This is a genomic window from Psychrobacter nivimaris (genome assembly GCF_043419765.1).
Taxonomy (GTDB): domain Bacteria; phylum Pseudomonadota; class Gammaproteobacteria; order Pseudomonadales; family Moraxellaceae; genus Psychrobacter.
This window is the reverse complement of record NZ_JBHOFX010000001.1, coordinates 296,220-321,067: the sequence shown is the minus strand read 5'-3', so window position 1 is coordinate 321,067 and position 24,848 is coordinate 296,220. Positions and strand designations below refer to the sequence as shown.

Annotated in this window: 20 protein-coding genes; 9 read left to right on the top strand and 11 right to left on the bottom strand. The window is 42.4% G+C overall.

Annotation, left to right across the window (positions count from 1 at the left end; all coding sequences use genetic code 11):
• Positions 1 to 75 precede the first annotated feature (75 nt).
• From ACHEVO_RS01195 to pdxH, 4 genes are all read left to right on the top strand, one after another.
• Positions 76 to 2,061, top strand: a complete 1,986-nt coding sequence (locus tag ACHEVO_RS01195) for a mechanosensitive ion channel family protein (RefSeq protein WP_394123594.1) — start codon at positions 76 to 78, stop codon at positions 2,059 to 2,061.
• A gap of 277 nt (positions 2,062 to 2,338) precedes the next feature.
• Positions 2,339 to 3,811, top strand: coding sequence for an IMP dehydrogenase (gene guaB, locus ACHEVO_RS01190; RefSeq protein ID WP_057760534.1), 1,473 nt, complete (start codon positions 2,339 to 2,341; stop codon positions 3,809 to 3,811).
• Positions 3,812 to 4,023: 212 nt separating this feature from the next.
• The gene (gene glmM / locus ACHEVO_RS01185; protein WP_394123593.1) at positions 4,024 to 5,391 is read left to right on the top strand and encodes a phosphoglucosamine mutase; all 1,368 of its coding nucleotides are present in this window, start codon (positions 4,024 to 4,026) and stop codon (positions 5,389 to 5,391) included.
• A gap of 109 nt (positions 5,392 to 5,500) precedes the next feature.
• Positions 5,501 to 6,163: a pyridoxamine 5'-phosphate oxidase gene (pdxH, locus tag ACHEVO_RS01180; RefSeq protein WP_394123908.1), complete on the top strand. Its 663-nt coding sequence runs from the start codon at positions 5,501 to 5,503 to the stop codon at positions 6,161 to 6,163.
• A gap of 142 nt (positions 6,164 to 6,305) precedes the next feature.
• On the opposite strand, the gene ACHEVO_RS01175 is transcribed toward pdxH, so the two are convergent.
• From ACHEVO_RS01175 to ACHEVO_RS01145, 7 genes are all read right to left on the bottom strand, one after another.
• On the bottom strand, positions 6,306 to 7,568 hold the full coding sequence (locus ACHEVO_RS01175; protein WP_394123592.1) for an HlyD family secretion protein: 1,263 nt from the start codon (positions 7,566 to 7,568) through the stop codon (positions 6,306 to 6,308).
• An 85-nt stretch (positions 7,569 to 7,653) separates the two neighbouring features.
• The gene (locus tag ACHEVO_RS01170) at positions 7,654 to 9,342 is read right to left on the bottom strand and encodes an MFS transporter (RefSeq protein WP_394123591.1); all 1,689 of its coding nucleotides are present in this window, start codon (positions 9,340 to 9,342) and stop codon (positions 7,654 to 7,656) included.
• Between the two features lie 397 nt (positions 9,343 to 9,739).
• Positions 9,740 to 10,369 carry a glutathione S-transferase family protein gene (locus tag ACHEVO_RS01165; RefSeq protein ID WP_394123590.1) on the bottom strand — a complete coding sequence of 210 codons (630 nt, stop codon included), beginning with the start codon at positions 10,367 to 10,369 and terminating at the stop codon, positions 9,740 to 9,742.
• A gap of 30 nt (positions 10,370 to 10,399) precedes the next feature.
• Complete coding sequence (locus ACHEVO_RS01160; RefSeq protein WP_057760524.1) at positions 10,400 to 11,077, bottom strand: type 1 glutamine amidotransferase domain-containing protein; 678 nt, start codon at positions 11,075 to 11,077, stop codon at positions 10,400 to 10,402.
• 254 nt (positions 11,078 to 11,331) lie between these two features.
• Positions 11,332 to 12,381, bottom strand: coding sequence for an NADP-dependent oxidoreductase (locus tag ACHEVO_RS01155; RefSeq protein ID WP_394123589.1), 1,050 nt, complete (start codon positions 12,379 to 12,381; stop codon positions 11,332 to 11,334).
• A 167-nt stretch (positions 12,382 to 12,548) separates the two neighbouring features.
• Complete coding sequence (locus ACHEVO_RS01150; protein WP_394123588.1) at positions 12,549 to 13,760, bottom strand: iron-containing alcohol dehydrogenase; 1,212 nt, start codon at positions 13,758 to 13,760, stop codon at positions 12,549 to 12,551.
• Positions 13,761 to 14,129: 369 nt separating this feature from the next.
• Complete coding sequence (locus ACHEVO_RS01145; RefSeq protein ID WP_057760518.1) at positions 14,130 to 14,729, bottom strand: TetR/AcrR family transcriptional regulator; 600 nt, start codon at positions 14,727 to 14,729, stop codon at positions 14,130 to 14,132.
• Between the two features lie 428 nt (positions 14,730 to 15,157).
• Here ACHEVO_RS01145 and ACHEVO_RS01140 point away from each other — a divergent pair, with 428 nt between their 5' ends.
• Complete coding sequence (locus ACHEVO_RS01140; protein WP_394123587.1) at positions 15,158 to 16,636, top strand: aldehyde dehydrogenase family protein; 1,479 nt, start codon at positions 15,158 to 15,160, stop codon at positions 16,634 to 16,636.
• 115 nt (positions 16,637 to 16,751) lie between these two features.
• On the opposite strand, the gene ACHEVO_RS01135 is transcribed toward ACHEVO_RS01140, so the two are convergent.
• Positions 16,752 to 17,000 (bottom strand): hypothetical protein, encoded by a 249-nt coding sequence (locus ACHEVO_RS01135; protein WP_394123586.1) that lies wholly within the window; start codon positions 16,998 to 17,000, stop codon positions 16,752 to 16,754.
• Between the two features lie 199 nt (positions 17,001 to 17,199).
• Here ACHEVO_RS01135 and ACHEVO_RS01130 point away from each other — a divergent pair, with 199 nt between their 5' ends.
• From ACHEVO_RS01130 to ACHEVO_RS01115, 4 genes are all read left to right on the top strand, one after another.
• Entirely contained in the window at positions 17,200 to 18,594 is a 1,395-nt protein-coding gene (locus ACHEVO_RS01130) for a DASH family cryptochrome (RefSeq protein WP_394123585.1), read from the top strand.
• Between the two features lie 69 nt (positions 18,595 to 18,663).
• Positions 18,664 to 19,101 carry a DUF3429 domain-containing protein gene (locus ACHEVO_RS01125; protein ID WP_394123584.1) on the top strand — a complete coding sequence of 146 codons (438 nt, stop codon included), beginning with the start codon at positions 18,664 to 18,666 and terminating at the stop codon, positions 19,099 to 19,101.
• Positions 19,102 to 19,310: 209 nt separating this feature from the next.
• Positions 19,311 to 20,564 (top strand): NnrS family protein, encoded by a 1,254-nt coding sequence (locus tag ACHEVO_RS01120; protein ID WP_394123583.1) that lies wholly within the window; start codon positions 19,311 to 19,313, stop codon positions 20,562 to 20,564.
• A gap of 285 nt (positions 20,565 to 20,849) precedes the next feature.
• Positions 20,850 to 21,365 carry an Rrf2 family transcriptional regulator gene (locus tag ACHEVO_RS01115; protein ID WP_394123582.1) on the top strand — a complete coding sequence of 172 codons (516 nt, stop codon included), beginning with the start codon at positions 20,850 to 20,852 and terminating at the stop codon, positions 21,363 to 21,365.
• A gap of 125 nt (positions 21,366 to 21,490) precedes the next feature.
• Here the strand turns inward: ACHEVO_RS01115 and ACHEVO_RS01110 are convergent, their stop codons facing one another.
• The 3 genes from ACHEVO_RS01110 to ACHEVO_RS01100 all read right to left on the bottom strand — a co-directional run bounded on the left by ACHEVO_RS01110 (position 21,491) and on the right by ACHEVO_RS01100 (position 24,350).
• Positions 21,491 to 22,237, bottom strand: a complete 747-nt coding sequence (locus ACHEVO_RS01110; protein WP_394123581.1) for a hypothetical protein — start codon at positions 22,235 to 22,237, stop codon at positions 21,491 to 21,493.
• A gap of 107 nt (positions 22,238 to 22,344) precedes the next feature.
• Positions 22,345 to 23,091: a hypothetical protein gene (locus ACHEVO_RS01105; protein ID WP_394123580.1), complete on the bottom strand. Its 747-nt coding sequence runs from the start codon at positions 23,089 to 23,091 to the stop codon at positions 22,345 to 22,347.
• Between the two features lie 314 nt (positions 23,092 to 23,405).
• Positions 23,406 to 24,350, bottom strand: coding sequence for a dienelactone hydrolase family protein (locus tag ACHEVO_RS01100; protein WP_394123579.1), 945 nt, complete (start codon positions 24,348 to 24,350; stop codon positions 23,406 to 23,408).
• Positions 24,351 to 24,848: the final 498 nt, after the last annotated feature.

The window sequence follows — 24,848 nt, the reverse complement described above, 5'->3', positions numbered from 1 at the left end:
GCTTACTGAATTAGGTTAAAGCAGCACCGATATATTTTTTATACTTTCCTTTTGTAGACTGATGGCTTTGAAAACATGAATACTCTTAAAGACAATCCTATGAACAATCATTGTGCCGTTTTGCGCTCAGATGATAATCATCAAGTAGAGGTAGAGAAAAGTCGTTTTAAAAGTCATGTGCTGCAAGTATTGTTGGGCTTTTTTATTGTTGCTATAAGTGTGATCTATACACCTGTTTATGCAGCAAATGATGAAAATGGACAGAGTACGAGCGAGCCGGAAAAACAAACACCTAGTAAGCCTGATAGTTTTACTGAATATGCCGCTCAGCAAGTAAATGCGCTTAAAGGTGAAAGTGTCAGCATTTCTGGTATCACTGAAGAGATATTCGACCCTACTGAGCGTAACGCAGTGGAGCAGGCAGGCAGGCTACAAGGTGATACGGCACTGACCGGAGAATATAGTGAGAGCTACTATATACTCGATAAACTAAATGCTGGGTTGCCGCCGTTATCTGAGCCACCTAATTTAGAAACACCGCTTGCAGCCTTAGAGTTTTTTCAATCAGCATTAATGAAACAGCAGTATGATTTGGCCGCTTACGCGCTAAACATGAACTTGATTGATGAAAAAAGTCAACGTAGCCGTGCGCTTGATCTTACAAAGCGACTGGATTTCTTATTATCCGAGAAAGAGCTCTATGTATTCGACGATATGCCAGATCGTCCCGATGGCTTAATTGAACCACCGCTTGGTAATAATAGCAGTGTCATGGGTATTGCTAGACGCTCTATTCAGCTTGGCTATGTTGATTATCGCGAGCGCCGTGTTCCTATTTATTTGCAGCGAGTGCGAGTAGGGGATGAAGCCCCTGTTTGGGTTTTTTCGGCGCAGACAGTAGGCAATATTGATAATCTCTATGAGCAGTATCATCCAGCCGAGTTCGAGCGTTATTTGCCTACTTGGTTAAAGCTAAAGTTTTTTGGAATTGCGCTATGGGAATTCTCAGCGCTGATATTGTTCTTTTTATTAACCATGGGTATGGGTTGGCTACTGAGTAAAGGTACTGGAAAAATCATCAATCATTATATCGATGATGAAAAATACAGCATGCATGTTGGCAGCACTAATGGTGTCGCCGATTTGGTTAACAAACTAACAGTACCACTAACCTTTACCATCAGTTTTTCACTGGTTTTTACCTTAGTTTCTGGTGGTTTTCCTTATTTAGATGCAGTCGCCTCATCTACTCGTCCACTTATTTGGATTGGACTGGTATTTAGTACTATGTGGTTGGGTATTCGTATCATTAACTTTTTTGCCAATCGCTATCAAGACATGCAGATTGAGAATCTAGCTGCAGAGCATTTCGATAAAGAACGTCGTCGCCGTACTTATGTATCGATATTTCGCCGTGTCTTTATTTTCGTGATGATTTTGGGAAGTTTCTGGATAGGTCTGAGTGAATTTGCCAATATGGAAGGCCTTGGCAAGACGTTACTGACTTCAGCGGGTATTGCAGGTGTGGTTATCGGTATTGCGGCACAGCCAATATTAGGGAATATCATCGCTGGTGTACAGGTGGCAGTGACGCAGCCAGTGCGAATTGGCGATAGTGTGATAGTGGATGGTAATTTTAGTACGGTTGAAGACCTGCGTTACACGTATGCAGTGTTAAAAACATGGGATGAGCGTCGCTTGATCGTGCCAATGCGTGAGCTAATCACTGAACGAGTGGAGAATTGGTCGCATACAGAAGTTCATCAGACCTGTCCTGTGTTTTTGTATATCGATTATGGCGCAGATATCGACGCTATCCGAGAGGCGTTTATATCGATGGTCAAGGACAATAAGCTTTGGGATAATAAAACGGAACCCGAAATGTATGTGGTTGATGTGACCGAAAATACCATTCAGCTGCGCGGCGCTGTTTCATCAGTAGGGCCTATAGAAGCATGGACGCTGGCCTGTGAAATACGGGAGCAAATGCTTGGTTATTTGCATGCGCAGCAAAACAAATATCTACCTACAGAGCGCTTTACGTTAACAAAAGACGACTAGAAATTGGGAGTAGCGATGAGCTTTGCGAACTTGAATAGCTTTAAAAGCGAGGTATTAATGGTTTGAGACATGACTGACATCGATAAAGACGCACTTGTGTAAAATAATCTGACAAATATAGTGTGTCAGCGAGGCGCTTATTTGTTATAATGTGGCGTTATTTTTATAGGATAACTGAGTGGTTGGCGATGAGTCGGCACTGTGCTTGCAGCTGCAATGATTGATACGCTTAACCCTGAGCTCCTACCCATCAAAATAACCACCACTAGGGGTCTGTATGTTGCGAATTGTCGATGAAGCCTTAACCTTTGATGACGTTTTATTATTACCAGCCTATTCTGAAGTTCTGCCAAAAACTGCTGATCTGTCTACTCGTTTGACCAAAAACATCACACTTAATCTTCCGTTAATCTCTGCGGCGATGGATACGGTGACTGAGTCTGAAATGGCTATCACTATGGCACAGCTTGGTGGCATGGGTATTTTGCACAAGAGCATGGACATCGAAAAGCAGGCCACACAAGTACGCCGTGTCAAAAAATTCGAAGCGGGTACCGTCGTTGATCCTATCACTGTACATCCAGAGATGACGATCGGTGAATTGCTGCGTTTGACCCAAGATAACAATATCTCAGGTGTGCCTGTGGTCGAAAAAGGCACAGATAACGTTGTGGGTATTGTTACCCATAGAGATTGGCGTTTTGAGACCAATTTGTCATTGCCAGTTAGCCAGATTATGACGCCTAAAGAGCAGCTAGTAACTGTACATGAAGGTGAAAGCAACGAAAATATCAAAAGATTGTTGCATGAGCACCGCATCGAAAAAGTCATCGTTATTGACGATAACTTCCGCCTGCGTGGTTTGATTACTGTTAATGACTTTGCCAAAGCTGAAAACAATCCAAACGCGTGTAAAGACGAGCAAGGTCGCCTACGTGTTGGCGCAGCTGTTGGTACTGGTGCAGACACGCAAGCACGCGTTGAAGCATTAATCGCTGCTGACGTTGACGTTATCGTCGTTGATACTGCGCACGGTCACTCAAAAGGCGTGATCGATAAAGTATCTTGGATCAAGAAAAACTACCCGCATGTACAAGTAATTGGTGGCAACATCGCAACAGGTGAGGCTGCAATCGCTTTACGTGACGCAGGTGCTGATGCAGTAAAAGTAGGTATCGGCCCTGGCTCTATCTGTACCACCCGTATTATCGCAGGTATCGGTGTACCACAAATATCAGCTATTGATAATGTTGCTAGTGCTTTAAAAGACAGCATTCCATTGATTGCTGACGGTGGTATCCGCTACTCAGGTGATATGGCAAAAGCAATCGCTGCTGGTGCATCATGCATCATGGTTGGTTCACTCATGGCTGGTACCGAAGAAGCACCAGGTGAAGTTGAGCTGTTCCAAGGTCGCTACTATAAAGCGTATCGCGGTATGGGTAGTTTGGGTGCGATGTCAGGATCAAACGGTTCTTCAGATCGCTACTTCCAAGATGCAAAAGATGGCGTAGAGAAGCTAGTACCAGAAGGTATTGAAGGCCGTGTTCCTTATAAAGGACCAGTTGCGGGTATCGTTAATCAGTTGGTTGGTGGCTTACGTTCATCAATGGGTTATACGGGTTCTGCCACTATCGAAGATATGCGCACCAATCCGCAGTTTATCAAAGTAACCTCAGCGGGTATGAAAGAGTCGCATGTACATGATGTGCAAATCACTAAAGAAGCACCGAACTATCGAGTAAACTAGATCGTTCTGTAAAATGCTTATCTTTTGTAGATTTACATCGTATTGATGTTAGCTGAGACGTAAGGCTGCAACGAGCTTAAGATACAAACAGCCAACAATGCTCTGTTATTGTTGGCTGTTTTTTTTGTAAAATACAGAAACAGATTATTACAACAATAGTATTGCCTGCGTATACGCTTGGCCTTTTATTTTTTTGACTTGAGGAACATATAATGAGCTATTTTGGCACTGATGGAATTCGCGGAAAATTTGGTGAATTGCCGATTACACCGGACTTTATCTTAAAACTAGGCTATGTCACTGGGCTTGTACTCATAGAAAAAAATGAAAATCCTACGCGTAAGCCAAGTGTAGTGATTGGTAAAGATACACGTCTGTCAGGCTATGTGATAGAGGGAGCATTACAAGCAGGTTTTAATGCGGCTGGTGTTGATGTTTATATGCTTGGTCCATTGCCAACCCCAGCGATTGCGCATTTAACCCGTAGCTTTAATGCAGATGCTGGTGTGGTTATCTCAGCCTCGCATAATCCTTATTATGATAATGGTATCAAGTTTTTCTCAGGTGACGGCAAAAAACTTACTGATGAGATGCAAACTGCAATCAATGATAAATTAACGGCAATTATGAACGACGTTGGTAGTGACGTTGCTATGATGCCTATTCTTGATCCTGCAAATTTAGGTAAGAACAATCGTATTGATGATGCTAAAGGTCGCTATATTGAGTTTTGCAAAGGCAGTTTTCCTTATCAATATGACCTCAGTCATCTGACGGTAGTAGTGGATTGTGCCAATGGTGCAGGCTATAGCGTAGCACCTAGAGTAATGCGCGAGTTGGGGGCCAACGTGATTGCCATCAATAATACGCCAGACGGCATCAATATCAATGCTGAGTGTGGTTCTACCCATCCTGAAAGCTTACAAAAAGCTGTGCTTGAGTATGACGCAGATGTCGGTATTGCACTTGATGGTGATGGCGATCGTATCGTAATGGTTGATGAGACGGGTAAGCTAGTCGACGGCGATGGTATCTTATATGTACTTGCTACTCAAGGTAAAACCAAAGCTGAAGGTGTTGTCGGCACGCTCATGAGTAACATGGGGTTGGAGCTGGCGCTAAAAGATGCAGATATTCAGTTTACCCGTGCAAAAGTGGGTGATCGTTATGTGATGCAGGACTTAGAAGCTAATGGTTGGATATTGGGTGGTGAGCCATCTGGTCATATTCTTTGCTTAGACAAAAGTCGCACAGGGGACGCTATCATTGCTGGTTTGCAAGTATTAGCAGTGATGCAAGCCAGAGAGCGTGCGCTAAGTGAGCTTGTTGAAGGTTTTGAAGTGTTGCCGCAAAAGCTAGTCAATGTACGTTTGTCTCAAATGCAAGATCCATTCAAACATGAGGCGTTGGTTGCTGCTTTTGATAAAGCACAGGCAACGCTAGAGGGTCGTGGTCGTCTGTTGATACGTCAGTCAGGTACAGAGCCTATGATTCGCGTGATGGTAGAATCAGATGATGAAATAGAATGTGATGTAATGGCTAATGACTTAGCTGATCTTATAAAATCGGTACTAGGCTAATAGTATTTGAGGCAATAAGTGGTATTCAAGATAGCAACTGGTATTTAAGATAATGACTAGTACTTGAGACAACAACATTATAGTTTTCAAATAAGGAACTGCCATGAGCATGGACTTTACCGACCAACGCCTCTCATACGAGAAAGGCGAGCTTGACCAACAGTCAGTACCAACGTCACCATTTGAGCTCTTTAAAGCTTGGATGAATGAGGCGCTAGCGCAAAAGGTGCAAGAGCCTTATGCCATGAGTTTGGCAACATGTGGCACAGATAATAAGCCTAGCGTCCGTATTGTGTTACTACGCGAGATTACTGAGACGGGTATTGTCTTTTATACCAATTATGAAAGCGCGAAGGGGCAGGATATCGCAGAAAACCCTAATGCCGAAGCGTTATTCTTTTGGCATGAGCTGGAGCGTCAAGTCCGTATCAGCGGTAGTATCGCTAAAATTGATGCTAATAAATCGGCTGCTTACTTCCAGAAGCGTCCCCATGATAGTCAAGTAGGCGCTTGGGTCAGTCAACCGCAAAGTGGTGAAGTGGCCAATCGTGAAGTCATGGAGCAAACGTTTGAACAGCTGCAGGCTACACATCCTGACAATACTACCGTGCCAACGCCAGAGTTTTGGGGTGGGTATGAAATTACGATTGAAAGTATTGAGTTTTGGCAAGGTCGAGCCAATCGGATGCATGACCGAATTGTGTATACGCAGAGTAGCGGCGATGACAGTGAAGGTAATGCAAGCTGGACAACCAAACGCTTATTACCATAGTTGCTATAGTTTGAAGCTATAGATTATAGAAAACTAAAAAAGCCACTCTAAATCCAATTTCTTTGGTATCTGGAGTGGCTTTTTTACGTTAGCTATTTACCTTATCTGACATTATTTTTTATTTAAATTTTTATTCAACCTTTCATTTAATATTGGTATCGACATCCACTGAGACAGACATTCCAGGGCGTAAGCGTGCCAGCTCAGGCTGGTTTTGGTCTAAGTCGATGCGTACAGGAATACGTTGAGCAATTTTTATGTAGTTACCTGTCGCAGGGTTGGCTGCAGCAGCACTAAACTCGCTACCAGTCGCTGGCGAGATATTACTCACGTGACCCGTAAATTTGGCGCCGCCAAGCGCATCGACATGAATGGTCGCAGGCTCACCGATTGCCATATTGGCTATTTGAGTTTCCTTAAAGTTTGCAATGATCCAAATGCCTTTTGGCACGATATACATGAGCTGCGTACCAGCGCTGACGTATTGACCTTCTTTGACACTGACTTGGCTTAGCTGGCCAGATTCAGGTGCAGTGATAATAGTATTGTCTAGATTGATTTGCGCTTGCTTGACACCTGCCTCAGCATTTTTGATATTTGCGTCCAGCGATGAGCGACTGCCGCTAGTCTTTTCACGGTTTTCTTGAGCGGCTTGCAAATTAGCCTCTGCTTGCTGTACACCTGCTTGTGCTTGAGCCAACTGCGCCTTGATATGAGCCACCTCCGCCTTTGATACCGCACCAATAGCATCCAAACCTTGGTAGCGGTTTACATCTTCACGAGCGCTCTGTACGTTGATTTTGGCACTATATAAGTCAGCTTTGCGTGCTTCGATTTGTGCTTGGCTGGTTTGTGTGTCTTGATCGTTGGTAGAGCGGTTGGTGACCGCCACCTCAGTATTCGCTTGCGCTTGTTCGAGCTGCTGCTGAAACGTTCGATCGTCTATCTTTATGAGTAAGTCACCCGCTTTTACATTGGCGAAGTCTTGCACTGCTACTTTGGTGACATAACCAGAAACCTGCGGGCTAATAATAGTCGTCTGACCTTTGACAAAAGCATTATTGGTTTGCTGTACCGTTGGGGTAAATGGTGGGAGCTTCCATGCATACAAAATCAATGCCACGCCAATGACAATCAATAAAATTAATAAGCCTAAGTTTAGATAGGATTTTTTCTTGGGCGACCAACCAGTAGTATCGGGGATTGGCTCTTTTGGCGGCATTGGTGTTTCATTGCTGTCTGAACTGTTTTCTACATCACCTTCTGCTGTCTTAGTTACTGATTGCGAAGAAGTTGCAGCAGACTCTTCTTTACCTATATCGGACGCTATAGGTGTGTCTGTTGCTGGAGCGCCAGTGGACGTCTGAGGTGTTTGATTAAGCTCATTTGGTTTTTCTTGGCTCATGACGTGCTCCTAAATTTTCAATAAATATTAAAATAGACTGGCTATAAATGAATGGGGTGAAACATTATTAATAGAATAAACTGAGTTATTTTGACTCACGCATTTTTGCAATAACCGCAAGTTCTTTAGCAAGTGGATTACGCTTGTGGTAACGGTTATAAAAATAGTTAATCAATAAAATGCCTGTAACGAAAGTAGCAAAACTGGCCATCAAAAAGAACAGATCGCTATAAGCGGAGACAGTTGCTTGGCGTTGAATTCCTTGCAACACTTGGCTCATCGCGGCCACATTCGCTTGCGCTGTATCCGTCGTTTGATTTGATAATACACTGCGAGTACCAGCAATTTGAGCGCTAAACGTAGGATCACCCAAATTCAGTGAGCTGACCATATCTGCATAATGGACCTGTGTACGAATGGTCGTAAATGCCTGAATAGCCGCTGCACCTGCCAATCCGCCAACCGTTTGGGAAATACCAAAGATAACCGAAAAACTAATGATATAAGCAGGGCCACTAGCAATAGCTCGCAAGAATCCTTCGAAAACCAAAGGTCCCATGAAATATACCGCGGCAAATGCAATCAAAAACTGGCTAATATAAAACATATAGGGAGCGGAGTTGATAGAGACCCCAACGTCCATCCAAGAGCCCAAGGCAATCAATGCCACTGCAAAAATAACAGGACGGCGCAAATCCATTGGATTGGTACTAAAAATACTAATCACCAAAGCCAGCACACTGGCAGCCATTATGACAGCATAAAAAGTAACCAGCTGATCGTTACCATAACCCAAATTAGCAAGTAGGCCTGCAGCACCGACATTTTGTTCAGATAGCAAAATTCGCATAACAGCGCCGGTAATCATAAAGGCAATAATATTGCGGCTACGCATCCAGCGGACTTGTAACATTGGGTTTTTGCGATGTGTTTCAATCCATAGAGCGATGCCAATCCCAACAATAGCAATCATCAGTGGATAGACGAGCCAAGGCGTCGTCCACCATAAAATCCTACCTTGCACCAAAATTACAGCCAGTGCCGCCAAACCGCTCGCAAAAAAAGCAAAGCTTAAAAAATCGAGTTTCTCAAATACTTTTTCTGTATTGCCTGGTGGTAGCTCCAATATATTAATCAGCCCAAAACAAATCAGTGCCAAGCCAAATTGAAATAAAAATAAGTTTTCAAGCTGACCGTCGATGGCGAGATAGGGCGAGATGATTCGTGATAATGGAATACCAAACTGTACTAAGCCAAAACCCAATATCAAGCCACTGGTGCGCTTGACGGTTGGCATACCTTGCAAACAATAGAATAACCCTAAAATGGTCATGCCACTTGCGACCATACCGCTAAGTCCTCTGGCGACAATCTCTAGGTAATAAGGCTCAATTCCAATATTAGGCGTATCTAGTAGATGACTACTTATTAGCCACTGTAAACTCGTGGCGGCTAATAAAAAGAACAGAGTGATTTTACTAAACAGTGACATGCCAAATTGTTGGCGAATTTTGTACAGCAGAACGGTGATACAGGCATTAGTCATATTATAGCTAACAGATATCCAGCCACCTTCAGCTGGCGTTAAGCCCAGTTGACCCTGAATTTGAGTAAGATTTGCGACGAGTAGACCGTTTTGGAAGCTAGCAGTGAGACCAACGAAAATTCCAATCAGTAAGTAAAATAATTTACGGCGTGCAGGATGATCAGGGTTGGCAGGAGAGCCTACCATTATAGGTTGTTCGTGGGGCTTAAACTGATATTCGTTACTCATGGACGTACCATAATCTGTATAAGGAAATAGAATGGCATAGAACAGATTCCAGACGCAAAATCAGGTCAGTACGATGAATGTTCATAGCTTAAAAACAGCGGAGTTACTGATATAAATGCTGGTCAAACTGGAAAGATAACCTAAGAGATGCAGGGCATATTTTATCATAATCTTTATAGCGCTTTTGTCATCACCGCGTAACTCATCGGCGCTGCTGAATAAAGATATAGCAGTGTCTCATGCAATTTAACGAACATTAAAACAAACGATGCAACAAGCAAAAAATACTATACGCATAAAAAACAGCTCTATACAGAGCTGTCTTTGTGTATCGAAAAATTGGTCAGTTAATACATAATATTTTGGCTAATACCAAGGTATCAATGAATATCAAATACTAAATTGATGCATCGTATTTCGCTTCTAGCTGCATCGCACGCTGATAGCTATCAAGACCGGCCAGCTTTTCAGCATACTGTTTGATATGCGGATAGGCATCAAGTTTCTGACGCTTAGCAAGAATAATCAAATCAAATGACAGCATAAAGTCGGCACCGCTTAGCTTATCACCTACAATAAACGACTTACCTTCAACTGAGGTATCCAGATACTTAAACAATCTGGTTTTTTCTGTCTCGATATAGCCGTTTAAAAACTCATTGTCATTGATGCCTGCTTTGTTAGTAAATAATTCAAGCATTAATGGCAACATGAGCGAGCTTTCTGCAAAATCAATCCACTGTAGATAGTAGCCATAGTCTGAGCTTCCTGTAGCAGGGCGCAGACGCTCGGGCGCAAACCGTTCAATCAACAGCTCAGTGATGGCACCTGACTCAGCATAAATCTGTCCATCCATTTCGATAACCGGAGACTTACCGAGTGGATGTACAGCCTTTAGAGAGTCTGGTGCTAAATGAGTCTTGGCATCGCGCTGATGACTGACGACTTCATAAGGTACGCCTAGCTCTTCTAAAAGCCATAGCGTCCGTAATGAACGTGATTGATTGAGATGATGTAAGCGAATCATGGTATCGACCTTATTGCGTAGTGGATTTGACTAACCTTTCAGCTTCGCCATTAGACGCTTAGCAGCTTCTTCTGATGATGCAGGGTTTTGACCTGTGATTAGTAAACCATCTTCAACAACAAATGATTCCCAATCAGCCGCTTTTTCGTAGTTGCCACCATTGGCTTTCAGTGCGTCTTCTACTAGGAAGGGTACTACGTCTGTTAGGCCAACTGCGTCTTCTTCAGAGTTAGTAAAACCAGTCACTGTTTTGCCTTTTACTAAGTACTCGCCATCGACTTTAACGTTTTTAAGCGCTGCAGGAGAATGACAAACAAAAGCAACAGGCTTGTCTTGCTTAACAAAAGTCTCGATCAGATTGATAGAGTTTTTATCTACTGCCAAATCCCACAATGGGCCATGACCACCAGGGTAGAATACTGAATCGAAATCTTCAGCGTTCATATCAGCAAGTTTTTTGGTATTAGCCAAATGTTCTTGCGCGTCTTTATCGTCTTTAAAACGAGTGGTATCTTTGGTTTGCGTGTCTTCTGTGTCACTACTAGGATCTAGTGGTGGCTGGCCGCCAGCTGGAGAGGCTAGGGTTACATTTACACCGGCGTCAAGAAATGCGTAGTAAGGTGCAGCAAATTCTTCTAGCCAAAAGCCAGTTTTCTTACCAGTATCGCCTAAACGGTCATGAGAAGTTAGTACCATTAAAATGTTCATAATTATCCTTGTTTATTATTTATGTGTTAGTAACTATTGTGTTAGTAACTATATAGCCAACAGTCATAAGTTTTCCGTTACATCATTAGCCGTTTTTACTTAATTAGCCTAAATGCAAATAATGACTGTTAGCATTATTCCTGCTTTGTGAGCAACTTTCAGTAGTGATATTAGCAATTTATGTTGTTAAGTAGTTATTCACAACGATTGCTAACTGTCAGTAGCTGCTTAACTACTCAATGTTTAACCAGTAACTATTTAACGTCAGATACTTTGATTACAGTCTTACCAAAGTTATCACCGTTTAACATACTGACAAATGCATCTGGGGCATTATCTAGACCGTCAGTAATGTGCTCTTTGGTTTTTACTTCGCCTGACTCTACCCATTTGCTCATGGTTTCTAAGAACTCTGGGAAGTGGTCGCCGTACTCTTCAAAGATAATAAAACCTTTGACGGTTAAACGGTTGGCCAATATTTGACCCATTAGCATACCCAAGCGGTCTTTGCCGTCAGGTAAGTCAGTGGCGTTATATTGTGATACTAGACCACATACTGGGATACGGGCATGCGCGTTCAATAGTGGTAATACGGCATCGAACACTTTACCGCCAACGTTTTCATAGTAGATGTCGATACCATCTGGACATGCTGCTTTTAATTGCTCAGCGAAGTCGTCAGCTTTGTGATCGATACAGATATCAAAGCCAAGCTCATTGACCGCAAAGTCGCATTTCTCTTTGCCGCCTGCCACACCGACAGTGCGCAGACCATATTGATTACCCACTTGACCGACAGTTGCACCGACAGGTCCAGTGGCTGCTGCCACAACTAAGGTTTCACCTTTTTGTGGTTTACCGATATCAGTCAGCCCCATGTAACCGGTAAACCCTGGCATACCTAACACGCCTAAACCATAAGAAGGGTTTGACATGTTTTTGTCCAGTTTGAGGACGCCTTCGCCATCACTGACACTGTAGTCCTGCCAGCCTGAGTTTGATACGACTAAGTCGCCTACCGCGAAGTTATCGATATTTGACTCGACCACTTGCGCTACGGTACCACCCATGATGACGTCACCGACTTCTAACGGGTCTGCATAGCTTTTTGCATCGCTCATACGCCCACGCATATATGGATCTAGTGATAGATATACAGTGCGTAGTAGCATCTCGTTATCTTTTGGCGTAGGAATGTCGCTAGTTGCCATGTCAAAATTGTCAGCAGTAGGTACACCATTAGGACGGCTAGCCAATTTGATTTGACGGTTTGTTTGTTGATTCTGTTGTTTGTCGAAGCTCATTGTAGGACTCCTTTATATTTATTAATTGTCATTATTATAGTGGTGTTAAATGTAGTAGCTACTCAGCATGGAATAGCTACTACTATAGATAGCATAACGATATGTACTCATTGTTACTGTCGCGATTTTTCTTATAACTCTTTTGACAGTTCTTGCTATAGCGCTTATTAAGACGCTTTGCTAGTTACAGCGCGCTGCAAGATTCGACGTGATACTTCTAAGTCGTTGGTACCATGTTCACCAAGCTTGACCATGTTATGTACTTCAAGCTGCTTGATGATTGGATCAATCGCTGATTCCGTCAAGTCAACGTCTTCTAGGCTAACTGGCAAGCCAAGCTCGCGGAAGAAGTTTTCAGTGTAAACAATGGCTGTTTCGATAATGGCATCGTCGTCTAGATTAGTATCGGTAATGTTCCATACGTTACGCGCATACTGAAGCAGTTTTTCTTTTTTGCTTTCTTTTAGCTCACGCATCACTGATGGCAATACGATGGTTAGCGTACGTGCATGATCGATAGCATGTAACGATGTCAGCTCATGACCAACCATGTGAGTTGTCCAGTCTTGTGGTACACCAGTACCGATCAGACCATTCAATGCCATGGTCGCTGTCCACATAATGTTTTTACGTGTTTCTAGGTTTTCTGGATCTTGCTTAACAACCAGGCCTTCATCGATAAGGATTTTGAGCAAGCTTTCAGCAAAGGCATCTTGTACTTTAGCGTTTACTGGATAAGTCAAATATTGTTCCATTACATGAACAAATGCATCAGCCACACCATTCATAACCTGACGCTCAGGCAGGGTAAGTGTTTTGATTGGATCTAGAATTGAGAATTTAGGGAAGGCAAGTGGGTTACCAAACGGTAGTTTTGCTTGACGTTCACTATAGTTGATAACGCCGCCTGAGTTCATCTCAGAACCTGTGGCTGGAATAGTCAATACCGCGCCCAAATCGACAGCAGAATCGATGTTTTTGCAATAACCAGTTAAGGCATCCCAAGCTTGGTCACGTGAGACAGTGCCGTCTTCTTCAGTCAATGAAGAAACGAGTGCGACAAATTTACTACCGTCAATCACAGAACCACCGCCAACTGCTAATAAGAAGTCGATGTTGTGCTCATTAACCATATCAGCGGCTTTAAGTAGTGTGGTGAACTCTGGGTTGGCTTCAATGCCACCGAATTCAAATACAGTACGGTTACCGCTTGCCGCTAATGCAGTTTTTACCTCGTCTAAAGTACCAGTACGCTGTGCTGAACCACCACCATAAGTAATAAGTACACGCGCATTAGTAGGAACTAGATCTGATAATTGCTCGATTTGACCTTCACCAAAAACGATACGGACTGGATTGTAGTATTGGAAGTTATTCATAAGATTCCTAATTAGTAATAAAAAGTTTTTAATAAAAACGGTTCAATTAAATGGTTTTGACATGAGATATTGTCTGATATCAATCAATGAATGATAAGCAATGCTCGTATAGACATTCATTCTTAATATTTGTGCGCATTGTACACCAATTAGACCAGTCGTCTAGTGATATTTACAAAACTCTTGTATAACTGTCTAAGCCGTCTGCAAATGTCTTTAAGAAATTCGTTCAGAAAATAGAAGGCAATGAAGCACACTGAATACTCAAGCATAGTACTGACAGCTACTATCTATGAGCGTTATAAATATTCAATGTGCCTTAATGGTTACGTTAGAGGTGCAGTCGCTAGAAATCCGAACAGTTAACGATTAGCGTCCCATTTGGGTCGTTGTCATTTGCCAAATTTCTGCTAAAGGCGTATTGGTTTGGCTAATCTTTGCAATCAAGCTTGCGCCAAGCCATGCAAAATACCAACGCTTGGCCATACTCTCAGCCGAGATGTTATCGTGACGAGGGACAGACTCATCGAGCCAGCCAGCTTTGATCTGCTTGGCGAGCCACATGGTCGTCTGCTGATAGCCAGTATCGAGTGCCTTACGCATGGTTTCTGACATATCAGCTACCTCTGCGCTGAGCTTAACCACCAAGCACTTCTCATGGTCACAGCCGTTCTGCTGCGTGTCATACCAGTTTTGAAAATAATCATATAGCTTTTGCTGCGCACTGACATCTTGTGCATCGATGACATCTAACCGAGTCTTATATAAACTAAAATAATGATTGATAATGGCTTCACCAAAGGCTTCTTTAGAAGCAAAGTAGTGGTAGAAGGAGCCCTTTGGCACACCTGCTGTATCTAAAATTTGCTTTAGACCAACAGCGGTAAAACCTTTTTTAGCAATTAATTGGTAGCCAGTAGCAAGTAAATGAGCTTTGGTATCTGGGGTAGTTGCGTCTGTATTAGACATAAACAGGATTGTCTCCCTTAGTAGTCGCTTGTATTAGCATATGTATTAAACAGTCAGTTAAAACAGCTAGCGTTCATTTGAACGTCACGTTGATGGCGTATTGTAATAGGATATAGTTATATATGTTACGTTTTATCAACAATATTCACTGACAAAGTAGTCTTGTTTTATTAGTAGCTATGGTAGCATTAGACCAGTCGTCTAGCAAGGTAGGTTTTGTTGTTATCCGTTACCGTTAGTATTTATTGCTAAAGATCATTTTTCATTAGAGCTCTTTTTAATTGATAACTATTGATTGATCGCTCGGTAACGATTTTAGACTTACTACTTGCCAGATATTTTCTCATTAAGATATCGCCGACTTCATAGTTTTATTTTAATAATTGAAAACCAATACTTAACATAACAAATTAAAAATAAGGATGATTATGCCAACCAATACTACGAGTGCATACAGTGACTTCCATTTGCAGTTCATCGCTGGTGAATGGCAAACCGGTAAAGACGATAGCACCAACACCAATACCAACCCATATAACGGTGATACGCTGGTAGAGATCCAGCAAGCGACCAAGGATCAGTTGAACGAAGCCTATGATGCTGCGACCCAAGCTCAAGAAGCGTGGGCCAAGCAGACGCCAGCAGAGCGTTCTGCAGTGTTGTATAAAGTCGTAAACATACTTGATCAGCGCCAAGAAGAAATCGTCGATTGGCTAATCAAAGAGTCGGGCAGTACCCGTATCAAAGCCATGGTCGAGTTCGGTGCGACGCGCGCGATTACCCTTGAAGCAGCGACATTCCCTAATCGTGTACATGGTGAGATTCGTCCATCGAATACCCCTGGTAAAGAAAACTTCATTTATCGCGAGCCAATCGGCGTTGTCGCTGTCATTAGCCCATGGAACTTCCCACTACATTTAACTCAGCGCTCTATCGCGCCTGCCTTAGCACTTGGTAACGCGGTGGTACTCAAGCCTGCTAGTGATACGCCAGTGACAGGTGGTCTGTTACTTGCAAAAGTGTTTGAAGAAGCAGGTCTACCAAAAGGTCTATTAAACGTCGTGGTCGGCTCAGGTAGCGAGATAGGTGATGCAATTGTTGAACACAAAGCGCCAAGTCTAGTGTCGTTCACAGGTTCGACCTCAGTGGGCAAACATATCGGTGAGTTGGCAAATGGCGGCGAATACATCAAACAAGTGGCACTTGAGCTAGGTGGCAACAGTCCATTTGTTGTACTAAAAGATGCTGATATCGAACAAGCAGTAAAAGCGGCTGCCTTTGGTAAATTCTTGCATCAAGGTCAAATCTGTATCGCGATTAACAGAGTCATTGTAGAAGATGAGATATATGATGATTTCGTAGCGCGTTTCTTAGCGCATGTTAAAACATTGAACGTCGGTGATCCTAATAAGCAAGATACCGCTGTTGGCCCAATCATCAACGAAAAACAAGTTAAATCGCTCAAAGAAAAAATCGCTAAAGCGCAGGAAGAAGGCGCAAAAATGATACTCAGTGGCGAGATTGAAGGCCAAGTCGTACCGCCGCACATCTTTACCGAAGTGACTCGTGAAATGGATCTATCACGCAATGAAGTGTTTGGACCATTGGTTGGTATCATCCGTGCTAAAGACGAAGACGATGCGCTATCGATTGCCAATGATTCTATGTATGGTCTATCTAGCGCGGTGTTCACTGCTGATATGCAAAAAGGTCTACGTTTCGCTCGCGGTATCAGAGCTGGCATGACCCACATCAATGACATCTCAGTCAATGATGAAAGCAATACGCCATTCGGTGGTGAGAAAAATTCAGGTATCGGCCGCTTCAACGGTGAGTGGGTACTAGAAGAGTTCACTAGAACGCATTGGATCTCAATGCAAAATGAGCCACGTGAATATCCATTCTAACTGTCCTAAAATAGAATGCTAATAGCTAAAAAAAAAGACCGCTTTGATAGCGGTCTTTTTTTGTATGTTATTTGGCAACTTACCGATAATGACGTATTTGAAGTTGGTCAATCTCTTATCTGGCATGAAATCCAAGCAACCCTTCGATCTCTTCCATCGTCATTTGTCTCACCAGTGCTTGTTCTTCTACCGACAGGCGGTTGGTGTGCTCTTTTATCATTGTATGAATACTTCGCGATATCTCAGAGGTGGTCGCGTAATACATTTGAGGCTGTTCCTTTGTCAATCTCATCAAAAATCGATTGATAAGTTTACGCTTTTCATCTGATTTATTTTCTTCAGTCGTAGTATTATTTTGAGTCATGGTGTTCTCCTAGAGGTAAGCCATTTAAGCAGTCAGACATATGATAGTCAATGCTTATAAGTGGTTTCTGGGGCTGAGCGCATTGCCTTACAAGTATTAGGCTCGCATCATAGTTGAATGCTAAGTATGTTTTACACTGTATATGATATTTCAAGATTAAAAATAATAAATTAGCGCTAAACAGCCAGAAGGATGGGGTATGTCAAATCAAGCAGCGAACAACTCAGAGAATAACTCAGCGAACAGAAATGTCACATTGGTACTATTCCATAACGACTTGCGAGTGGCGGACAATGCCACTCTATTAAAAGCATCTGAAATCTCCACTGATGGAAGGCTGCTATTGGTTTATGCGTCATCGTTGACAGATATATTAGACGATAAAGACCATTACGATGCCTATTATTACGACAGTATGGGGCAAGCTCGTCAGCAGTTTTTGCATGAGAGCCTAGCTGATTTAAATGTGTCATTGATGCAGCGGGGTAATAGGTTGCTGTATTTACAGAAAGACGATAAAGCATTGGACGTCTTTACTCAGTTGAGTGATCTAATAGCGCAGCAACGAGTGACAGATATCTGCATCAGCCAGACGGCAGATTATAATCAGAACAAAGTACATGAGCTTCTACAGGCGAAATATCCAGAGATACAGTGGCATATACATACAACAACGACTTTGTTTGACGAATTACCGTTAGAGAGCTTACCCAAGAGCTTTACGCAATTTCGTAAACAAATCGAAAGTGACTATGATTTGCTGCATGCAGAAAAAGATATAGCCATTTCTCCAACGCCAGAATCACTTGCTCCATTGCCTGACAATATGCAGAGTAGGAACGAATACCTTTTTGAATCGCAGTTGTCTAATCAGGCAGAGCTTGATAAGCCATCACAGCAGCCATCCAGTTTTAGAGGTGGAGAGTCAAATGGTCTCAATCACTTAGATAGCTATTTTGATTCTGATGCGCCGAGCACTTATAAAACCACACGAAACGAGCTAGATGAGTGGGCGCATTCCACAAAGTTCTCCGGTTGGCTTGCAAATGGCTCGCTATCTGTAAATACAGTATTAAATCGTCTGCGTCGCTATGAGCGCGATGTCGTCGCAAATGATTCTACCTACTGGATATGGTTTGAGCTGCTGTGGCGCGAGTATTTCTATTGGTATGCTGTGACCCACCAGCAAAATTTATTTTGGTTTAAGGGCATCGCTCAGCACGCGCCTTCAACTCAATTGGACGAAAATCTGTTAGCACAATGGAAAAACGGTACGACACCGTATCCTATCGTCAACGCATGCATGAACCAATTGAACGCGACAGGTTATATGTCGAATCGCGGACGACAACTGGTTGCCAGCTGCTTTATCCATGAGCTAGGGCTTGATTGGCGTTACGGGGCAGCTTACTTTGAGCAACAACTTATCGACTACGATGTCGGCAGTAATTGGGGCAATTGGCAATATCTGGCAGGTGTGGGTGCTGACCCAAGAGGGTGCAGGCAGTTCAATCTCGACAAGCAAACCCAGCAATACGATCCAAATGGTGAGTTTATCCGTCAGTGGCAAGGCAACCCTCAAAAGAGCGATTGATGTATGTTGAAAACTCCCACTTAACAGGTGACAGCTATTATTAGAGTAATCATAAGATAGGTTTAAACGATGAAAAAGCCCAGTCCTTATTTAACTTTTGCAGGTGCTATTCCGTTTGTCGCCTGTGCATTTTTATTGATAGTAGACGTTGTTACCGTGCCTATGCTTGGTTCAGTACTCGATGTATTGAGTGCTTATGGACTAGTGATTGGCTCATTTATGGCAGGTGCGCATTGGGGCAATCATTTAGATTTAGCTGAAGACACTAAGTGGGCAGTTAGGCTTCCATTATATAGCAATGTCATTGCGCTTGGCCTTTGGCTTGGATTTTTAATCTTATCAGCCAGCAGTTTTATTTGGCTATTAGTGATTGGGTTTATAAGTCTGTTGGTTATTGATTATAGCCTTCATCAAGCGCAGATTATCAGTCACACATATTTTAAAGTTAGGCAGTATGTCACGGCGATAGTGGTCATATCGTTAGTCATCGCGGCATTACAGTTGTAAGTGGTATTGACTAAGTCATGTCTAAATAATAGCTAAAGAACAGCCAGCCTGATTTCTCTATTTTTATAATTGGGAAATTTATTTTAGAGATTTCCGCAAGCGTAGCACTTCGATGAGTAAAATATTTGATAGTTAGACTAAAGATTAATAACATTCATTTAAAATGAATTTTATAATTAAAGCCATCTATATTCTTTAAGAAGATGGCTATGCAATCTATCAAGTTACCTAGCAAACCACCAAGCTCTCCGCATCCTATCCTTAATATAAGCTTTCGCATATTTTTTAGTGCTGCTGCGCTATTTGCCGTAGTAACGATGCTGCTATGGACGTTTGTGTTTACTGGTCACACCGATATCGATGCACGGGTTTTGAACTCGTTATACTGGCACGGCCATGAAATGGTGTATGGTTATGCCTTGGCAGTGGTAGCCGGGTTTTTGCTAACCGCGGTCAAAACATGGACAGGGGTTATGATGCCGCATGGTTATAAATTGTTAGGTATCTTTATCTGTTGGTTGCTGGCACGTCTGAGCTGGTTGGGTTTTGGGCTTGGCATGACGCTCATAGGTGATAGTATCTCGTGGCTATATATAGCAGCCATTTTTGATGTAGTATTTGTCGCCTCGATGGCATATGTAGTATGTCGAGCAGTATGGCAAGTTAAACAATATAAGCAAATGGGTATCTTGGCAAAACTGGCCCTGCTGTTCTTTGGCAACGGACTCTGCTATTGGGGTATTATCAATGCTGATATGAACACAACCAAGATAGGCATTTATTTTGGGTTCTACTTGATCATTGGGTTAGTGCTAACGATTGGCCGCCGCGTAGTACCGTTTTTTATTGAACGTGGTCTTAGTATGGGTATAGATATGGAAACGTCAGAACCCATTAAGCTACGTAATAGTAAAGGACAAGATATCGCAAGCTTAGTATTTTTCTTCGCCTTTTTTATTAGTGATGTATTTTATCCAAATAAGTATTTGCTGACGATTACCGCACTTGGCGTAGCAGTGATTAATATCGTTCGTCTGATAGGATGGTATCATCACGGTATTTGGCAAAAGCCATTACTTTGGTCGTTGTACATTGCATTTTTAGGCTTGTGTTTGAGTTTCTTATTGAATGCACTACAGCCTTGGCTCGGTTATCCGCACAGCATCGCTATGCATGGACTGGCGATTTCTGGTGTTGGTATGATGACGTTAGCCATGATGACTAGAGTATCTCTGGGACATACCGGTCGCAGTATTCATCAACCGCCAAAAACGGTAAGCGTTATGTACGGTTTGATGGTCTTAGTATTTATTAGCCGCGTACTATTACCGCTAGGAGATATGAATCATTACCTAATGTGGATTATGGTGGCGCAAAGTGCTTGGATAGCGTGTTTTGTGCTATTTTGCATCAGTTATCTGCCAATGCTGGCACGTCCACGGCCTGATGGTTTATTTGGTTAAAGCGTGCTAACGATACTGTTTACAAATGCTATGTCCAAATGTTATTACCAAAAATGCGACTTACTTTGTCTAGGGCGTGTCATCAATTAGCACATTGATGCAATTTATGGCCTTAAAATGGCTAAATTTTCGCTAAACTGTGTCAAAGTTCTTGTCAATATGTTCATATTTACTGCGAACTTTTCCTTATTTAGCATGAATTTATCTTATTTTAATGCTCATAATCTAATTGATGACACACCCTAGCTTAATATATAAAATTTATAAAAATAGGAACGCAAGTACATGCGACTGACCAACTATAGTGACTACGCGCTACGCTCATTGATTTATTTAGCCGTGAGACCAGATCCATCATTGTTGGCTAATATTAGCGATATTGCTGATAGTTATGGTATTTCCAAAAGTCATTTGACCAAGATTATTCATCAGCTGGGCCAGCTCGGTTATATAGAGAGTGTGCGCGGCAAAAACGGTGGCATACGATTGGCACGTGTACCTAAAGATATTAATTTGGGCATATTGATCAAACAGATAGAGCCTGATTTTAATCTGGTAGAGTGCTTTGCCGTACCAGCGTCTCATAAGGATAGTGAGCAGGGCGCTCATCAGGCGGATTTGCCAGTGACATTCATTGAGGAAGAAAAGAATAAATCACTAGGCTGCGTGATTAGTCCAGCCTGTCAGCTTAAAAGCGTGTTTTTTGAAGCGCTCACCGCATTTGTTAATGTGCTTGAGCGTTATACATTAGCAGATATTCTTAATAATGAAGATGAGTTGGCTACTTTGCTATTTCAGTAACAGCTTCGATAATAGTGGCGATATGATTGTAACTAGCACACAAAGATGGGTCGCTACACTAGTAAATATAGTAATAGCGACCCATTTTTATATTTATTAAAAATATATGTTTAAGGTGTGAAAAATTAGGCGTTTTCTAGTTTTGGACGAGCTTTCTTAACGGCTTTCACCAGTGCTTTCTCAAACCCACCTTCTTTGAACTGAACAAGATAAGAGTGCGCAGCGCAGAAATTGCGAACATCACGCCATTCATGAGCTAAATTGGTCGCCCAGTCGCAATATTGCGCGCCAGCGTTTGGCTCGTTTTTCAGGGCTTTTTTAGTCGTAGGATGCAGTATTAGCTCAGGCAATACAGCTTCTAATAGCTTCGTTGGTGGACTCATAAAAGTATCATCTACGTGCAAGCTTTGACTGGCAGGATGATAAGCCAATAAAGAACCTGCATGAATCATCTCATTGGGCGAGATATAATAAATGCCCTCTGACATTGAAAACTTAAGCTCAGGATAGCGTGCAGCGACTGCGTCACTTTCTACCAAATCATCTGCCCAATTGATTTCTGGTACTTTTTTATGATGACGGCTACTGCCATAAAAGGTGGCTCGCGGGAAGTCTTTGGCCATTTGAGCACAGTTGACCGTATGAAACGGATGTACGTTCAGCACCGCTTCGACATCTTGACCATTATTGGTCAATGCCATAACCTCATCTCGCACATCACCCGTTAGGGCGTAACTGTCCAAAAAGATAAATTTCCCTGATGGTAGCTTGACCAACGAGCATTGAGTGCCGATATTTAGTACGCCACCGAGACGGAATGTTCCCCGTATGTTCCAGAATCCTGCGCCTAAATCATGAATTTGATCAGTCATTTATAGTTTTCCTCGTCTAGTAAATGAAATAAAACAAAGCTACTTTTTCACTGTAAGCTTCATCTTTTGAGTTGTTTTAATAATATGTTTGCTAAAGGTTCACGCTTTTATGATTTTTCAAGCTCAGGGCGAGCCAAATCAATCGCTGAGATAAGTGCTGTCTCAAACTGACCTTCCTTAAATACCACTAAGCCTGAATGTGCACCGCAAAAATGACGACCATCGCGCCACTCGTGTGCTAGCTCTACTGCCCAATCACAATAGTGCTTAGCTGCGTTTGGCTCATCTTTGAGCGCTTTTTTGGTAGTAGGGTGTAAGCCTAGGTTAGGCTGCACGGCATTTATTAACTTGGAAGGGGGTATCTCAAAGGTATCATCGACATAAATGCTCTGGCTAGCAGGATGATAGACCAATAATGAGCTGGCATGAACTGTCTCGTCGGGTGAGATGTAATGGATGCCTCGAGGTAGAGAGAATTGGAGTTCAGGGTAGCGTGCAGCAACGGCATCGCTTTCGACCAAGTCATCTGCCCAATTGGCTTCAGGTACTTGCTCTGGATGTCGGCTACTGCCATAAAAGGTGGCTCGCGGGAAGTCTTTGGCCATTTGAGCACAGTGTACTGTATGAAACGGATGAACATTGAGGACGGCTTCGACATTTTGACCATCATTGGTCAATGCCATGACTTGCTGACGCACATCACCAGTTAATGTATAGCTATCTAAAAAGATAAATCGCTCTGATGATAGTCTTATAAGTGCACATTGAACCCCAATATCAAGTATGCCATTTTTAATAAATGAGCCTCGAATACTCCAAAATCCTGCACCCAAATCATACATCTCATCAGTCATCAACATTGCTCCTTAATCGTTCATTTATTCAATCGTTTTACTTGTTTGTAGCACGCTATAGTCGGTTCAATATAATTTAGATACAAGGAAGGCGAGTGAAAGTATTACAAGTTGTAGACTAAGCAAGCCTGACACCGTATCCAATTTATAGAGGATTGACTGTATGATTATTAATTTTTATGGCATTAATGTCTGTAAGAAAAAAGATAGAAGCAATGTAAATGTGTAAAAATAAAAAAGAGTTGTTATTTAAATGTCATCATTAGCAGTGAAAGCTGTCTTTCCTTCCTTTTATAAGTAGATTAAAAAATAGCTTATAAACAGTCTTCGTAGTCATAGGCTGAGATACGAGGATCGTCTTTGTAGTTTTCATTACCACATAAGAATTTATCGAAACGGGTATCACCGTTAATATAACGCTGCATCCATGCAATAGCAGGCTTGCTTAATAGTTTCTCGTTAAAACGATGACTGGCACAGAAATGACTGCCGTTGTTAATCTCGACCTTCATTTTTGGACCGTCAGCTTTTCGATAAAAGGTATTGGTATATTTTTTATTCGGGGCGATACGGTCATTTTCACAAGCGATGAATAGAGCAGGCGTATCCATCGCGCCATAGCTCGTATCGTGATAGGGCGTTTGTGCAATGATGGCTTGCACCGTACTGCGCTCAGTTGCCAGTCGTAGCGTACCGCCGCCGCCCATTGACCAGCCAATAGCGCCCAAACGATTTTGATCTATCATATGACCTACTGTTTCATCAGCGATGAGATGATCGAGAGCCGCGCTCAATTGCTCAGCACGGCTATCTGGATTGTCGTAAATGGAGCTAGTATTAATAGTAATAACGACAAATCCCCAAGAGGCCAAACGCGGTCCCCACCATTTGATAGAAGACTCATAAGACACGTAACCTGGCACCACAGCGATACCACCTAGCAGACCACAGCTAGCAGCATCCGTTGGATAGTGTATGGTACCGCCACCAAAGCCATTGGCTGATCGGCGACTTACATGCTTGGTACTGACAGAAAACGGACCGTTATCACGTGTTTTAGTGAGCTCAGTAGCAGTGATAGCGTCATCCTTTATACAGTCTACTGCCGCTAGTGAGTTTGTAGCGTCGAGTGTTGATCCAACTGGACTGAGACCTTTAACGCTAGTTTCTGACACAGTTATTTCTGCTACAGCCATCGTAGAGAAAACCAATGTACTCATCGCGATAATAAGTTTTGAAAGCACCATATTTTTCATCATAGTAAATCGTATTTTAAAAGGTTGTGTGGTCGTGCACGCCTTTAGGTTAGAAAAAATAGACGTAGGTAGTGATTGTGAACGGTCAACGCTATCAATCGTTAAAGAAGTTAAATGCGTAGCAAATTAGTTAATAGCATCTAACCATACTATCCTGTATGTGCAATAAACGTAACGTTGATCTTGACCTCGTGAGTCGAAAACTGTCTTCACCGTCTCAAGTCGAAATGTGATTCCTAGTCAAGTTTTTCTACGATAATCTCGAATCCAAATAAAGAATCTATCAAGAGGCAATAACACTTTTAAACCTGAGTATATTAGTGAATGTGCTACCATAATTTGCTTGTCATTATGATAAGCATTTATCGTTTAATAACGGTGATTTTGCTTATACATTTAGCATAAGCAAAATCACCGTTATTCCTCTCTATCATCCACGCCAGTGACGGTTATTATTTGCAGTCATGGTATAACCAATATAGTCAGATCCCCTGTGAATAA